The organism is Lysobacter arenosi, assembly GCF_016613475.2.
In the GTDB taxonomy this organism is placed as follows: domain Bacteria; phylum Pseudomonadota; class Gammaproteobacteria; order Xanthomonadales; family Xanthomonadaceae; genus Lysobacter_J; species Lysobacter_J arenosi.
Genome location: NZ_CP071517.1, coordinates 2,870,252 through 2,884,565, shown reverse-complemented (window position 1 = coordinate 2,884,565; position 14,314 = coordinate 2,870,252). Strand labels below are relative to the sequence as shown.

Genomic DNA, 14,314 nt, shown 5'->3' with positions numbered 1-14,314 from the left:
CGCCCAGGCTCAGGCTGGCGGGGTGATTTCCGCGACCGGTTCGGCCTTGGCCGTTTCCGGGCTGATCTTCTCGATGGTGTGGCGCAGTTCGCGGCCGAGGATGACCTTGGCGTCCTTGGCCCACGCATCCAGTCGCGCATCGAAGGCCAGCTTGCCGTTCTCGTCCGGCCACACCAGCTTCATTTCGCGCAGCTTCTGGATGAAGCCGCGGAACAGGGTCTTGTCGAAGAACTCCGGCGCCGCCGGTGCGTACAACAGCGACAAGCGCTGCGCCGCCAGCTGGCACATGCTTTCAAGCTGGGAGGCGGTGAGCGTGCCCGCACCATTCTTCACCAGCACCGAAATGGCGATGTAGTAGCGCTCGAAGGCCTGTTGCAGCGAGTGGCCGATCGCGCGCAGGCGGAACACCTCGTCGGTCTGGCCGGCATTGCGGGCGAGAATGCCGCCTTCTTCCTCGTTGATGCGTTCGAGCAGGCCTTCGCGGATGAACACCTCGATGGTGTCGGACAGGCGTTGCGAGAATTCGTCCTCGCTCCACGGCAGGAACAGCTCGGCCTGCAGGAAGGGATACACATTTCGGCCCAGGCGCAGCACGCCGGCCTGGCTCATGCGGCGGTTGTTCTGGAAGCAGCAGGCGATCCACGACGCCGCGGTGAACAGGTGCAGCACGTTGTTGCGGAAGTAGCTCAGCAGCACCGCGTTGTCGCCGCTGACACCCAGCACGTCGCCGAGCGGATGCGCGGTACGACTGAGGACATTGATCTCCTCGCCGTGGGCGACGATTTCCTGCGGCGAATGCGGCGTGACGGTGACGCGGTCGGAATACGGCAGCGTAGCCAGCAGCGTCTTGCTCAGCGTGATCTGCGCGAGCAGGTCGGCTTCGCCCATCGCGTGCTTGGGCGTCGACAGCAGCGCCAGCGCGAGCAGGTTGATCGGATTGACGTCGGCGGCGCGGTTGACGTTGACCTGGATCTGGTCGGCCAGCGCGTCGACGGCGCCGGACAGCCATGCCGGCTTCTCGTCCTCGCCGACCGGCTTGCCGTCCCAGTCGGGTGCGTGCTCGGCGAGCACGTCATTGAGGCGGATGGGCTCACCGAAGTTCACCACCACCTGGCCGTAGTTGCTGCGCAGCACCTTCGGGATGCCCCACAGCAGCGCCCAGATCGATTCCTTTTCCTTCGGCTTGCCCGACAGTTCGTCGAGGTAGCTGGTGCCTTCCATCAGCTTCTCGTAGCCGATGTACACCGGCTGGAACAGCACCGGGCGCGTGGGCTGGCGCAGGAACGCGCGCAGCGTCATCGCCACCATGCCGCCCTTGGGCTGCAGCAGCCGGCCGGTGCGCGAGCGACCACCTTCGACGAAGTACTCGATCGAATAGCCACCCGACACCAGCTGCGCCACGTACTCGCCAAGCACCGCCGAGTACAGCGCGCTGCCACGGATGCTGCGGCGGATGAAGAACGCGCCGCCCTTGCGCAGCAGCGTGCCGACCACCGGCAGGTTGAGGTTGATGCCGGCCACGATGTGCGGCGGCACGATGCCGCGCGTGTACAGCAGGTAGCTCAGAAGCAGGTAGTCCATGTGGCTGCGGTGGCAGGGCACGTAGACCACTTCATGGCCGGGCGCATCGTCCTTGAGCTGGTCGAGGTGGTGCACCAGCACGCCGCGGTAGATGCGGTTCCACACCGGCGCCAGCAGGAAGCTGACCGAGCGCACGACCGGGTGCGAGTAGTCAGCGGCGATCTCGTAGGCGTAGGTGTGCGCCTTCTTCCAGGCGTCGGCGAGCTTGGAGTTGTCGCGGCGCGCCTGGTCGGCGATGGCCTCGCGCACCGTGGTCGAGGTCAGCACCTGGTCGACCAGCAGGCGCCGGGTCGACAGGTCCGGGCCGATCACGGCCGCGCGGATGCGGCGGAAGTGCGCGCGCAGCACGCGCGAGAGCTTGCGCACCGTGCGCTCGGCCGGCAGGCCTTCGTCGACGATCGAACGCAGGCCGATCGGCGGGGCGAAGCGGACCAGGGTGTCGCGGCCGTTGAGGGCAATGGCCAGCAGGCGGCGGAAGCGGCCGACCAGGGTCCAGTTTTCCGAGAACAGCACCGAGAACCAGCCGCTGTTCTTGTCCGGCGCGCGGCCGACGAAGATCGACACCGGCACCAGCTGCACGTCGAGCGTCGGATCGCTGCGGTGCGCATCGAGCAGGCGCGCCAGCGAGCTGGAATGGCTCTTGGTGGTCGGCTCGGCGGTGCCGGCCAGCGCCTGCAGCTGCGCCAGCGTGTTGACGTTGCGGCGCGACAGCGCGAGGTAGGCACGCTTGCGGCGCAGCGGATCGCCCGGCAGCGGTTGCAGCGGCGAGGGCAGGCCGGATTCGCGGCAGGCGCGCTCGAGGATCAGGGCGTTGCTCAGGCCATAGTCCTCGAGCACGTAGCAGACCGGGCGGCCGCTCCACTCCTCGGGAATCTCGGCGGTCGGGTTGCGCGGCTCGATGGTCAGCTGCACCCACGGCGCCATCAGGCGGCCGAGCAGCTTGGCCCACCACGGACGGCGCGGCGTGCCGGCCGAACGACGGCGCTCGGGGCGCACGGACGAGGCGGCGGCCGCGACGGCGGGGACGGCAGGAATGGGCAGCTCGGGCTGGGCCGGATCCGGTTCGGCGACGGGCGGCACGGGGGCTTCCGGCGCGTCGTCGATCGCGGCTTCGGGTGCAGTTTCGCCTGTCGCTTCAGCAGCGGCTTCGGGCACGGTTTCGGATGCGCCTGCAGGCGTCGCGTCGGTGGCCGACGCGTCCTTGGCGGGTTCCGGGAATGGCAGGGGAGTCTGATTCGGCATCGCGGGCATTATGCCTATCGCTGTCGAAGTCGCGTTCAGCGCGTCGGCTGGGCCGCCGGTTGCGGCGCCGCCGGCGCGCTTGCCTGGGTCTCGGCATGGCGCAGCGCGTCGCTCAGGTACCAGTGGCCTTCATGGCGTTCGACGGCAAGATGCGCCTCGATCTTCTGCCCGGCCAGTGTGTAGTCCAGGCGCACCCGGCCGCGGTCGCCGTCGCGTTCGACCAGGGTCGCCCGGGCGCTGGCCAGGTCGGCGTCGACGTCCAGTCCGTAGGTGACGAGCACCTGCTTGAAACGGGCGAAGAACGGGCCGAACCGCTCCAGGCTGCGCTGCATGCCGAGCTGCCGGAAGGTGTCGGGGCCCCCGGCCAGTCCGGTCTGCCGCGCCGCGGCGACCAGTTGCGGGATCGTCCGCCGCGCACGCTGCGGGTCGCCCAGCGGTGCCTTCTGGCCCCACCGGCTCAAGGCCGCGACCAGCTGCGCGTAGTGGGCACGCTCGTCGGCGCTGTAGTCGCCTTCCTTGCGCAGGTACTGGGTGGCGAACAGGCCAAGGGTCGAGGCGGCCGAACGCAACTCGGCACCGGCACCGGAGAACTGGCGGTTGTAGGTGGTCAGCAACTGCTTCTCGGCACCGGGTGCGGCGAGGGCCGAGATGAAGGCGGGCAGGCGATCGTCCAGCGGCAGTTCGGTCAGCGGCCAGCGGGTGCGGCCTTCGTTCCAGGCCAGGTCGAGCCTGGCGTGCAGGGCCGGCGGCACCGAGTGGCGGGCATAGGCGGCGAAGTCGTTGCGGCGCAGGTCCTCGATCAACTGCTCGACCGCCTGGGCCGGCTCGGTCGGGGTGGGCGCCGCTGCCGGCGCCGGCGCGCGCTCGCAGCCGGCCACCGCCACCGCGGCAACCAGGAGCAGCGCGGCAGTGGCGCGTTGGATCGATGGCATGCGGTGCGGTTCCCCTGTCGCTGGGTCCGAATCTTGGCCGTCGGCCGGGTCGGGGGCAAGCGACAACGTCCCGAATTGATGTTTCAGGGGGGAAATCGCCTGTTCATGAATTATGAGGACACAAGGTGACGTCGATTGTCACTTTTGACTAAAGCCGCTCAGAAGTGTGATGCGAATCTCGTTCAGCTTTGTCAAATCTGGCGGTCTTAACATCGATTTCACGTCAGCGAAGCCGTTTTGCGACGGTTGGCACACTTTCTGCTTTTACCAACTCAACCCGGCATTTCCGCCGGTGCGAATCGCGCGAATGCGCCGGAACAAGAGACCAAAACAATGAATCTCGTTAAGCCCTGTTTGCTCGCTACCGCCCTGCTGGCCCTGGCCCCGGTGGCCTCGGCCGCGCAGCTGAGCGCCAACATCAACGTGCAGCTCACCGTGCAGAACTTTTGCACGTTCTCTGCCGCCGCCGCCGGCCTGACGTTCACGCCCGTCACCGGCAACATCAACACCCCGATCAAGTCCAGCACCAGCCTCAACGTCAACTGCAACCAGGGTGCGGCCTACAAGATCGGCCTGAGCGATGGTGCCCACGCGCTTAGCGGCCAGCGCCGTCTGGCGGGTCCGAGCAACCAGTACGTCAACTACGACCTGTTCCGCGATTCCGACACCGGCCCTGCATGGGGTGCCCTGAACACGGCCGACCAGTTCGAGGGCACGGGCGCAAATGGTGCCCAGTCGATCACCGTCTACGGCACCGTCCCGGCCACCCAGTCGGTCGGCGCTGGTTCGTACACCGACATCGTCACCGCGACGATCGAGTACTGATCTTGAAACGCCAGGTCACCCGTTCCCTGTCGTTGGTCGCAGCGTTGGTGCTGAGCCAGGCCGCGGCTGCACGCGGCCAGCTTCAGGCCGGGCCGACCCTGGTAGACATTGCGCCCGGCCTCACCGCCGGGCGCATGACCCTTGCCAATAGCGGAGACCAGCCGGTCTCTGCACAGCTCCGTGTCTTCCGCTGGACCCAGGTCGATGGCGAGGACCGCCTGGCCCCGACCCAGGAAGTGGTACTCAGCCCGGCCATCACCAAGATCGAGGCAGGTGCCGAGCAGGTGGTGCGAGTGGTGCGCCAGGGCGCAGCGCCTGCAGGCAAAGATGCCACCTACCGCATCATTGTCGATGAACTCCCGCCGCCTGCCGAGCAGCAAGAGACCGGTATCAACTTCCGCATGCGGTTCGTCGTGCCGGTGTACCTGCGCGCGGCACAGGCAAAAGAACCGTCGCTCACATGCGAACTTCGCATGGCGACGTTGACATGCACCAACTCTGGAGGCCAGGCGGCCCAGCTCGGCGCGACGCGTTTGATCGACGCCAAGGGATCGCTCGTGGCGCTCTCGCGCGGACTTTTCGGCTACGTGTTGCCCGGCAGCAGCCGGAAATGGCCGTTGGAGTCCGGATTCGTAACCACGTTGACCGCTGAACTGCGGCTCGAGACACAGCTGAATGGTCAGCCGGCCGCGATTCCTGTCATCCGCGCCCCGTAACGCGCTCGCCTTCGCTGTTGGTGCCGCACTGTTCTGGTGCGGTCTACCGGCGATCGGCGCGCCCGATCCGGCGCCGGAACCCGGCCCTTCGCCCGCGGGCGAGGCGTCGGCGTCCTTCTCGCTTGACGACATTGGCGTCCCGGAGTTCGGCGGCGCCGCTGTGGCCAGCGCGGGCAACGACCTGCTCTTTCTCGAGGTCTATTTCGGTGATCGGCCTACCGGTCGAATGATCGACGTGCGAGTTGGAGGCTCCCGGGTCAGTGCAAAACCCGACGACCTGCGAGCCTTGGGCCTTATCATCGATCCTTCGCTCAACGCCGACGCCGAGGGCCGGATCGACCTCGATCGCCTGCCGGGCCTGGCTTACCGCTACGAGCAATCGACGCAACGGCTGGTGCTCGACGTGCCACCGACATTGCGGCCGCAACAGAACCTCGGCTATGAGGCGCCGGCACCGGTGCGCGTGGATCGCGGCAACGGCCTGCTGGTCAACTACGACGCATATGCGCGTCGCATCGGCGACGTCGAAACGCTGTCGGTCGCCTCGATGCTGCGCTGGTTCGGCGACGCGGGTGCAGTCGAACTGTCTGGTGTTAGTAGCACGGGGGACGATGGCCAGTCGGATAGCTACCGCCGCCTCGACACGCGCTGGAGCTACAGCGATCCCGGCCGCTTGCTCACCTGGACCGCCGGCGACCTGATTAGCGGTGGCCTGGCGTGGACACGTCCGGTGCGCCTGGGCGGCATTCAACTGCGGCGCAACTTTGGCACGCGCCCGGACTTGATCACCTTCCCGATCCCGCGCTTTGCCGGTCAGGCCACGTTGCCGTCGTCCGTAGAGCTGCTCGTGAACAACGTCCGCCAGTACGGCAGTGACATCGATGACGGCCCGTTCGTGCTCGACGCATTTCCCCGCATCAACGGCTCGGGTGAAGCGACGCTTGTCGTGCGTGATGCGCTGGGGCGAACCACCCAGACCAGCGTGCCGATCTATATCGACCAGCAACGCCTGGCGCCTGGCCTTAGCGATTTCAGCTTCGAGGCTGGCAGCCTTCGTCACGGTTATGCGACAGACAAGGACGACTACGACAGCGGCATAGCCGCCAGCGGCAGCTATCGCCTTGGCATCAGCGATTCCTTCACTGGTGAGGTCCACGCCGAGTACGGCGCGGGCATCCGCGTTGCGGGCGCGGGCGGCGTTTGGGCCCCGGCCGGCAGACTCGGGCTGCTGACGGGTTCGGTAGCGCAGAGCAGCGGCATCGGTGACGGAAGCCAGCGCACCTACGGCTATCAGTGGATGACTTCGCGCGGTGGCTTCGACCTGTACTCACAGCGTCGCAGCCGTGGCTATCGCGACCTGGGAGACATTGTCGATGAGAGGATCTTGGAGGACGATTTCGTCCCGGTCTCCGTTCGATCCCAGGATCGGGCGTCGGCATGGTTGACCGTCCCGAACGGCAGCGTGGCCGTTTCCTGGTTGCGCTGGCGGGACAACGAGGGCCTGGAGGATCGCATCGGCACCTTGTCCTGGTCCCAGACCGTGGCGGGCAACGCGTATCTCAGCCTCAGCTACTTCGATAGCGCCAAGTCTGGAAGCGGCTTCGGGCTGACTCTCAGCGTTCCGTGGGGCGAGCAGCGCGATGCAGCGGTTTCCATCAACCACAGCAATGGCCGCGAAGAAATCACCGGTGCCGCCAGGCAGACCGCCCCGTACGAAGGCGGTTGGGGTTGGGTGGTACAGGGCGGCGATCGCAGTGGTGGGTACGCACAGGCCCAGGCCGATGTGCGGGGTCGTTATGGCGAGGCGTCGTTCGGTGCCGATCACATCGAAGGCCATACGGGGTACTTCGCCCAGGGCAATGGCAGTGTCGTTGTCATGGGCGGCACGGGCTTTGTCAGTCGTCGCATCAATGACTCTTTCGCCGTGGTCAGCAGTAACGGCGTCGCCAATGTGCCGATCCAGTACGAGAACCGTCTTTACGGGCACACCAACTCCGAGGGTTTCCTCTTGCTGCCCGATATGCGCGGATGGGAGCACAACCGGATCGCGATAGATCCCGACACGCTTGGAGCGGACTACAGGCTTCCGGTGCTGGTGCAGGATGTGACTCCGTCAGATTCGGGTGGTGTCCTCGTCAATTTCGCAGTGTCGCGCATTCACCCGGCATGGGTGACGTTGCTCGGTCGCGACGGTCGGCCGGTTGCGGCAGGCAGCGAAGGTCGCGGGGGCGACGACAATCGGCCCTTCATCGTCGGCCTGGATGGCGAGGCGTATCTGGATGATTACGCCCCCGGTGCGGTACTCCAGGTGGCGAACAACGGGACGGTCTGCCGCTATCGATTGCCTGACACCATCAGCGACGGCGGCGTCGCACACCTGGGCTCGCTGCCCTGCGAGGAGAAGTTGTGATGCGTGCCGTCTGCCTGCTGCTACTGATGTTGGCGATGCTTCTGGTACCGAAGCTGTCGTTGGCCCAGACATGCAGCTCCACGTCGTCCGGTGTGTACTTCGGAAACGTTGCCGCACAGGTACCGGCGACGGACGCCACCGGCACCATCAACATTTCCTGCACAGGCACGGGCAGCGCCACTGCCAAGGTATGCGTGGGCATTGTTCCTTCCGGCTATCTTGGGGGGCGAGTGATGTTCCTGGGCGGCAATGATCTCGGCGGGGCGTGGCTGGAGTACGAGATCTATTCGAATCCCGGTCGTACCAGCGTCTGGAACAATTCAGGCAACAACATGGTGGCCGTCGATGTGCCTATGGTCTCCGGTACGGGTTCGGCGACGTTGACGATGTACGCCCGCATGGACCCTGAGCAGGGGCCAGCCGCAGGCTTGTATCGCTCCGGCCTGACCGACGACCAGATCAGGGTCGGCATCCCGCGCGGCACCAGCTGCAACTCGACGCTCGACAGGGTCTCGACCAGCACATTCGACGTCAACGTGTCTGTACTGGGTACGTGCACGTTCACAGCCGACCCGTTGATGAACTTCGGCATCGTGAACGGCGCAGTGACCACGGCGATCAATGTCACCCGAGCACTTCACGTCCGCTGCAACAACATGATGGCCTACTCGATCGCGCTGAGCGCCGGCAACGTCCCGGGCAGTTCCGTCAGTGACCGCAGGATGGCGCGCAGCGGGGCCCCTCCGGGCGCGCCCACCGCGAAATTCCAGCTTTATCTGGATCCCACCCGTCTGCAGGTATGGGGCGACGGCAATGGAGGCGCCGTGTACACGGACAAGGGCACCGGCGCAACGCAGGATATCCCTGTCTATGGCCAGGTGCCGCCGACGCAAAACCTCCAAAGCGGGACCTACACGTCTGTGGTCACCGCGACAGTGACCTACTGACTTCGCGTCACGCGGTCGTAGTTCAGCAGACAACCAAAGAAAAAGGAGGCCGTGGGCCTCCTTCAAATCCGGCTCTCACCGGATGGACGTCGAGTTGTGGCATGGCTCCGGCTCGCGCCGGACGGAGGGCAGACTAACCGCCCTCCGGAGTTAATGCAATGCTTGAAGAATCTCGCTGCAACTCATTGATTTTACGGTGTAGTTCGATGTTGCGATGCGCCAGCGGCCAGCGCGGACCGCTTACGGCGCCACGTCCAGCGCCGCCCGCTTGGCCGCCCGGCGCGCTTCCAGCGGCTGCGACCAGTCGTTGTTGAACGTCGCCGGCTCCCACGAGCCGTAGCTCGGGTTGGGCAGCATCCACCAGCGTTCGCCGAACCAGTCGCCGTACTCATCGAGCAACTGCGTGCGGCCCTCGCGCGTGTTGGCCACGACCTGGACGAAGTCGCCGAGCTGGTCGCCGAACTGCATCAGCACGCGGTACTGCTGGCCGGCCAGCTGGCGGCGGCAGTTCTTCTCGCTGCCGTTCTGCTCGCAGCCGTCGACAACGGTGCCCAGGCCGAGGAACACGCTGTCGTCCTTGACCGGCATGCCGACCGCCTTGAGGTTGGCGATGGTCGCGTCCTTCAAATGCACGGCGCGGTTGGACAGGTACAGGATGGTCACGCCCTTGGCCGCGGCGGCCTTGGCGAACTCGACCACGCCGGGCACCGGCTTGGCCTTTTTCTCGGCGACCCAGGCGTCCCAGCTGACCTCGTCGTAGGCCTTGCCGTCACGCACCAGGCGCGCCTGGTATGGCGAGTTGTCGAGCACGGTCTCGTCGACGTCCATGATCACCGCCGGCTTCAGGCCGGTGGCGGCGTTGCCGCGCTCGTCGGGCACCAGCGCGTCCCAGTTCTTCTCGGCGAGGGCAACGCCGAGCTTGTCGGCCGCGGCGCGATAGACGGTGGTGGTCGCCGCCTGGTACTCGGCCGAGGCCTGCATCCACAGCACCGCGTTGAGGTTGTCGTCGGCCGCGACCGCGGCAGGCTTCGACGTCGCCGCGACGTCGGTCGGAGCGGCAGCGGACGGCTCGGCCTCCGCCTTGGGCGCAGGTGCAGGCGCGCGCTGGCAGGCAGCCAGCGCGAGCGCGCAGGCGAGAGCGGACAGGGTGAGGGCGCGCTGTTTCATTGCGTTCGCTGGTGTCTGGTCGGGCGGCGAGTGTAGCCGAGCCAGGCGCAGGGGCGATGACACCGCCTCAGGGCTTGGCGACCTGCAGCGAGACCTGTTTGCGGCCGTCGGCGACCCACTGCTGGCCCACTTCGGCGAAACCGAATCCGGCATGGAAGCGGCGCGAGGCCTCGTTCGGCGGCACCGTGTAGAACTCGCACGTCACCGCATCGACGCCACTGCCGCGGGCGAAGTCGAACAGGTCGCGATAGAGCCTGGCACCCAGTCCCCGTCCCTGATGCGATTCGGCGACGACGACTCGATCGACATAGAGGAAGCGCGGGTAGCGGGCGGCGAACCACAGGTAGTTGGGACTGTCGTACTGCGCACCTTCGCGGAACGCGAGTAGGAAGGCGACGACGCGATCGCCTTCGCACAGCACGCGGTGGTAGGCCGATTGCGCATCAAGACGCAGCAGCCCCGCCGCATCGAGCGGGCTGAGCATCTCTTCCGATGCCAGGTTCAACGCCAGGATCGCAGGGTGGTCGCCGGCCTGGGCCGGACGCAGGACGAGGTCCATGGAGATCTTCGCGGGGCAGGGCATTCCATGGTGCCGCAGCCAGCGGCACGGAGGAACCCGCGGAGAAGGCCTGTGCCGCTAGTCGCGCGACCTGCCGAAGGCCAGCCATGCCAGCAGCACGGTCAGGATCACCAGGGTCACCACGATCACGGCGAATCCGCCGGCGCTCTGCAGGGGAATGCCGCCCACGTTCATGCCGAACAGGCCGGCAATCATGTTGACCGGCAGCGCCAGCACGGTGACCACGGTCAGCACGAACAGGGTGCGGCCGGTCTGCTCGTTGACCAGTGCCGCCAGCTCTTCCTGGATCAGCTTCACCCGCTCCACCAGCGCGGCCGAGTCACCGATCGCGGTGGAGAACTCCTCGGCGGCCTGTTGCAGATCCTGCAGGTCGTCGTCGCTGAACCATTCCGGCGGGCGATTGAGCAGCCGGAACAACGCCGTCGGCTCCGGCGCAAGCAGGCGCTGCAGGCGCACCAGCGAACGTCGCAGCGTGCCCAGTTCGGTGCGGTCGGTGGAGATCCGGTTGGCGAGCAGGCGGTCCTCGATGCGATCGACACGCGTGGTCGACTTGCGCAGGATCTCGCCGAGCACGCTGGCCTGGTCGCGCAACAAGTGCGCAAGCAGTTCGACCGGCGAGCGGAACGTCTGCCCGGCGCGCACGGCCGAGCGCAGCTGGTCGACCGAACGCAGCGGCCGCAGTCGCGCGCTGACCAGCACGCGCGGGCCGATGCAGATGCTGGTCGTACCGACCTCGGATGCGTCGAACGTGGATTCGAACAGCACGTCGTGGATCACCGCGACCAGGAAGCCGGCATCCTGCTCTAGCCGGGTCGAGCCGACTTCGCTGCGCAGCGAGTCGTAGAACGCGTCGGGCAGGTCGAGGTGGCGGTGCAGGTAGCGCTCCGAGCCAGTGTTCGACAGCGAGAAGTGCAGCCACACGAACGCCTCTTCCGGCTCGCCGCTTTCCTGTGTGAGGAACGCCGCCGCCGCGTCCGAGCTGATGGACTGGGCGGCTTGTCCCGGCGCGAAGCGATAGCCCCAGATCAGGCCATGTTCGTTCGAGCCGTAGCTGGTGTCGGTGATGCGCATCGTGTCAGGCCGGTTCGAGTGGGTTGCAGATGCGCGGGCATCCGGACGTTGAATCAGGCCAGAGGCACGTTGCAATCAGTCAGTCGCTACCGCCGCCATCGCTGCCACAGTCGCCGCCGGAGTCCGCGCCCGGATCCGAGTCCGAACTGCACGAATCATCGCGGTCGGTCCCGGGGCTGCAGCCGTTGCCGTCGGAGCTCACGTAAGGCTGGTAACCCGGATCCCAGCCGCCGTCATTGCCGGAGGAGGACCAGCGCCTGGAGGCGCGAACCAGCCACGCCAGCACCAGCACGAACACGACGACTACTGCGAGCGTCGACAGCATGGGCGTCCCCGGTCTTCCGTTGCGCCGATGCTACGCGCCTGCAGGCCCGGTGCGTCAATGCCGGGCCTGGTCAGGGCGCTTCGTACAACTCGATCGGCAGTTCGTCCGGATCGGCGAAGAAGGTGAAGCGCCGGCCGGTGTACTCGTCGATGCGAATGGGCTCTACCGCTATGCCCTGCGCCTGCAGTTCCGCGGCCGCGGCGGCGACGTCGGCCACTTCGAAGGCGAGGTGACGCAAGCCGCGGGCTTCCGGATACGACGGCCGCGGCGGCGGCGAAGGAAAGGAGAACAGTTCCAGCTGTCCGCCATCGGGCAGCGCAAGGTCGAGCTTCCACGAGTCGCGCGCCGGGCGATGCACTTCGGCCAGCACGCGCAGGCCGAGCACCTGGGTGTAGAAGTGCTTCGAGCGCGCGTAGTCGGCGCAGATGATGGCGACGTGGTGGATCCGGGTGAGCTGCATCGGTCCGGTTACTCGTCCAGCAGCGCCCGGATTGCGGCGAAGCCGGCCACCGCGCGTTCCTGCTTGCGCGCCGCATCGGCCACCGGGTCGGCGCCGTCGCGCTGGATTTCGGCGACGGGCAACTCCTCGAAGAAGCGGCTCGGCTTCAGGCGGATCTTGTCGCCCCAGCGCTGCGTCTCTCGTGAGTGCGACAACCACAGCTGTTCCTTGGCGCGGGTGATGCCGACGTAGAGCAGGCGACGTTCCTCTTCCAGGCTGCCTTCTTCCAGCGCCATCTCGTGCGGCAGCGTGCCGTCTTCCATGCCGACGATGAAGACGTAGCGGAACTCCAGTCCCTTGGCGCCATGCAGCGACATCAACCGCACCTGGTTGCCGGCGTCGCCCTTGTCGGCGTGCGACAACAGGGCCAGCTGCGCGGCCAGTTCGCCGGGACCGGAGTTCTTGCCGCCATCGAACCAGTCGGCCAGTTCCTCCAGGTTCTCCTTGCGGCGCTGGAAGGTCGCTTCGTCCTTGCACTGCGCGCGGATCGAGGCGAGCAGGCCACTCTTCTCGGCCAGCACGCGCACCAGCTCCGACGGCGGAATCTTGAACGCTTCGCCGCGCAGGTGGCGGATGATGTTGACGAAGCCGTCGAGCGCGTTGCCGGCGCGTGGTGCCAGTTGCTTGAGCATGCCGATCTGCTCGGCCGCGCGCGACATCGGCATGCCGGCGTGCTGCGCCATCTCGGCCAGCTTGGACAACGTGGTCGCGCCGACTTCGCGCTTGGGCGACTGCACCGCGCGCAGGAACGCCGCGTCGTCATCGGGGTTGGCGATAAGGCGCAGCCACGACAGCGCGTCCTTCACTTCACCGCGCTCGAGGAACGCGGTGCCGCCCGACAGGTGATACGGCACGCGCAACAACTGCAGCGACTTCTCCAGCGCGCGGCTCTGGTGGTTGCCGCGGAACAGGATGCAGAAGTCGCTCCACGGCGCCTGCTTGGCGGCGGCGAGGAAATGGATCTCGGCGGCGACCTTCTCGGCCTCGTGTGCGTTGTCGCGGCACTCCCACACGCGGATGCGCTCGCCGTCGGCCTGGTCGCTCCACAGCGTCTTGGGGTGTTCGTGCGGGTTGTGCGCGATCAGCGTGTTTGCAGTGCGCAGCACGCGGTTGGAACAGCGGTAGTTCTGCTCCAGCTTGATGATCTGCAGCGCCGGGTAGTCCTTGCCCAGGTTGAGCAGGTTGTCCGGGTTGGCGCCGCGCCAGGCATAGATCGACTGGTCGTCGTCGCCCACGCAGGTGAACAGGCCCTTGTCGCCGGCCAGCGCCTTGAGCAGGCGGTACTGGGCATCGTTGGTGTCCTGGCACTCGTCGACGAGCAGGTAGCCGATGCGCTCGCGCCAGGCCAGGCGCACGTCTTCCTCGGCCTCCAGGATCTGCACCGGCAGGCGGATCAGGTCGTCGAAGTCGACCGCGTTGAAGGTCGACAGACGCGCCTGGTAACGCTGGTACAACAGCGCCGCTTCCATCTCGCGCGGGCTCTGCGATGCAGCCAGTGCCTCATCGGGAGAGAGGCCGGCGTTCTTCGCGCGCGAGATGAGATTGCGCGCGTTGTCGATGACATCGTTCTTGCTGCCCGGCGGCAGCAGGTCCTTGATCTGCGCGGCGCTGTCGTCGCTGTCGAACACCGAGAAGCCGCGACGCAGGCCGACCTTGGCGTGGTCGATCTGCAGGAATCGCAGCCCCAGCGCATGGAACGTGCACACGGTCAGGCCTTCGGCGGCGTCGCCCTTGATGCGCTTGGCGACGCGCTCCTTCATCTCCTTCGCCGACTTGTTGGTGAAGGTGATCGCGGCGATGCGCTTGGCCGGCATCCGCCCGGATGCGATCAGGTGTGCGATCTTCTCGACGATGACGCGCGTCTTGCCGCTGCCTGCGCCGGCGAGCACCAGCAAGGGGCCGTCGGTGTGCAGGACGGCAGCGCGTTGGGGGGGGTTGAGACCGTGCATTGAAGGCTGTTTGCTGCCGCGGTTGCGGCGGCGTATTGTGCCGTAACCGCCCCCTTGCGAGGCGGCGCTC

Annotated in this window: 12 protein-coding genes; 4 read left to right on the top strand and 8 right to left on the bottom strand. The window is 66.8% G+C overall.

Going from position 1 to position 14,314, the window contains the following annotated elements; all coding sequences use genetic code 11:
- Nucleotides 1-9: 9 nt before the first annotated feature.
- Nucleotides 10-2,832 (bottom strand): glycerol-3-phosphate 1-O-acyltransferase PlsB, encoded by a 2,823-nt coding sequence (gene plsB / locus HIV01_RS13275; RefSeq protein ID WP_200607826.1) that lies wholly within the window; start codon nucleotides 2,830-2,832, stop codon nucleotides 10-12.
- Between the two features lie 26 nt (nucleotides 2,833-2,858).
- Nucleotides 2,859-3,755: a hypothetical protein gene (locus tag HIV01_RS13270; protein ID WP_200607824.1), complete on the bottom strand. Its 897-nt coding sequence runs from the start codon at nucleotides 3,753-3,755 to the stop codon at nucleotides 2,859-2,861.
- A 333-nt stretch (nucleotides 3,756-4,088) separates the two neighbouring features.
- Here HIV01_RS13270 and HIV01_RS13265 point away from each other — a divergent pair, with 333 nt between their 5' ends.
- Genes HIV01_RS13265 through HIV01_RS13250 form a run of 4 tightly spaced genes read left to right on the top strand, consistent with a single transcriptional unit; the run spans nucleotide 4,089 to nucleotide 8,653 of the window.
- A complete protein-coding gene (locus tag HIV01_RS13265) occupies nucleotides 4,089-4,580 on the top strand; it encodes a Csu type fimbrial protein (RefSeq protein WP_200607823.1) in 492 nt (163 codons plus the stop codon).
- 2 nt (nucleotides 4,581-4,582) lie between these two features.
- Complete coding sequence (locus HIV01_RS13260; protein ID WP_200607821.1) at nucleotides 4,583-5,296, top strand: fimbrial biogenesis chaperone; 714 nt, start codon at nucleotides 4,583-4,585, stop codon at nucleotides 5,294-5,296.
- Nucleotides 5,256-7,706: a fimbria/pilus outer membrane usher protein gene (locus HIV01_RS13255; RefSeq protein WP_200607819.1), complete on the top strand. Its 2,451-nt coding sequence runs from the start codon at nucleotides 5,256-5,258 to the stop codon at nucleotides 7,704-7,706. The genes HIV01_RS13260 and HIV01_RS13255 overlap by 41 nt, the downstream gene beginning before the upstream one ends.
- A complete protein-coding gene (locus HIV01_RS13250) occupies nucleotides 7,706-8,653 on the top strand; it encodes a Csu type fimbrial protein (protein ID WP_200607817.1) in 948 nt (315 codons plus the stop codon). Before HIV01_RS13255 ends, HIV01_RS13250 begins: the two co-directional genes overlap by 1 nt.
- Before the next feature lie 240 nt (nucleotides 8,654-8,893).
- Here HIV01_RS13250 and HIV01_RS13245 read toward each other — a convergent pair whose 3' ends face one another.
- The 6 genes from HIV01_RS13245 to HIV01_RS13220 form a co-directional block, all read right to left on the bottom strand.
- The gene (locus tag HIV01_RS13245) at nucleotides 8,894-9,820 is read right to left on the bottom strand and encodes a 5'-nucleotidase, lipoprotein e(P4) family (protein WP_200607816.1); all 927 of its coding nucleotides are present in this window, start codon (nucleotides 9,818-9,820) and stop codon (nucleotides 8,894-8,896) included.
- Nucleotides 9,821-9,887: 67 nt separating this feature from the next.
- Nucleotides 9,888-10,379 (bottom strand): GNAT family N-acetyltransferase, encoded by a 492-nt coding sequence (locus HIV01_RS13240; protein ID WP_200607814.1) that lies wholly within the window; start codon nucleotides 10,377-10,379, stop codon nucleotides 9,888-9,890.
- 78 nt (nucleotides 10,380-10,457) lie between these two features.
- Nucleotides 10,458-11,471 (bottom strand): transporter, encoded by a 1,014-nt coding sequence (locus tag HIV01_RS13235; RefSeq protein WP_200607812.1) that lies wholly within the window; start codon nucleotides 11,469-11,471, stop codon nucleotides 10,458-10,460.
- A gap of 79 nt (nucleotides 11,472-11,550) precedes the next feature.
- Complete coding sequence (locus HIV01_RS13230; RefSeq protein ID WP_200607810.1) at nucleotides 11,551-11,796, bottom strand: hypothetical protein; 246 nt, start codon at nucleotides 11,794-11,796, stop codon at nucleotides 11,551-11,553.
- A gap of 70 nt (nucleotides 11,797-11,866) precedes the next feature.
- The gene (gloA2, locus tag HIV01_RS13225) at nucleotides 11,867-12,256 is read right to left on the bottom strand and encodes an SMU1112c/YaeR family gloxylase I-like metalloprotein (RefSeq protein ID WP_200607808.1); all 390 of its coding nucleotides are present in this window, start codon (nucleotides 12,254-12,256) and stop codon (nucleotides 11,867-11,869) included.
- Between the two features lie 8 nt (nucleotides 12,257-12,264).
- A complete protein-coding gene (locus HIV01_RS13220) occupies nucleotides 12,265-14,244 on the bottom strand; it encodes a UvrD-helicase domain-containing protein (protein WP_200607807.1) in 1,980 nt (659 codons plus the stop codon).
- Nucleotides 14,245-14,314 lie beyond the last annotated feature (70 nt).

Excerpts from the sequence above, each read along its gene's own strand:
- plsB (WP_200607826.1), bottom strand. The coding sequence starts at position 2,832 with ATGCCCGCGATGCCGAATCAGACTCCCCTGCCATTCCCGGAACCCGCC.
- HIV01_RS13270 (WP_200607824.1), bottom strand. The coding sequence starts at position 3,755 with ATGCCATCGATCCAACGCGCCACTGCCGCGCTGCTCCTGGTTGCCGCG.
- HIV01_RS13265 (WP_200607823.1), top strand. The coding sequence starts at position 4,089 with ATGAATCTCGTTAAGCCCTGTTTGCTCGCTACCGCCCTGCTGGCCCTG.
- HIV01_RS13255 (WP_200607819.1), top strand. The coding sequence starts at position 5,256 with ATGGTCAGCCGGCCGCGATTCCTGTCATCCGCGCCCCGTAACGCGCTC.
- HIV01_RS13250 (WP_200607817.1), top strand. The coding sequence starts at position 7,706 with ATGCGTGCCGTCTGCCTGCTGCTACTGATGTTGGCGATGCTTCTGGTA.
- HIV01_RS13245 (WP_200607816.1), bottom strand. The coding sequence starts at position 9,820 with ATGAAACAGCGCGCCCTCACCCTGTCCGCTCTCGCCTGCGCGCTCGCG.
- HIV01_RS13240 (WP_200607814.1), bottom strand. The coding sequence starts at position 10,379 with ATGGACCTCGTCCTGCGTCCGGCCCAGGCCGGCGACCACCCTGCGATC.
- HIV01_RS13235 (WP_200607812.1), bottom strand. The coding sequence starts at position 11,471 with ATGCGCATCACCGACACCAGCTACGGCTCGAACGAACATGGCCTGATC.
- HIV01_RS13230 (WP_200607810.1), bottom strand. The coding sequence starts at position 11,796 with ATGCTGTCGACGCTCGCAGTAGTCGTCGTGTTCGTGCTGGTGCTGGCG.
- gloA2 (WP_200607808.1), bottom strand. The coding sequence starts at position 12,256 with ATGCAGCTCACCCGGATCCACCACGTCGCCATCATCTGCGCCGACTAC.
- HIV01_RS13220 (WP_200607807.1), bottom strand. The coding sequence starts at position 14,244 with ATGCACGGTCTCAACCCCCCCCAACGCGCTGCCGTCCTGCACACCGAC.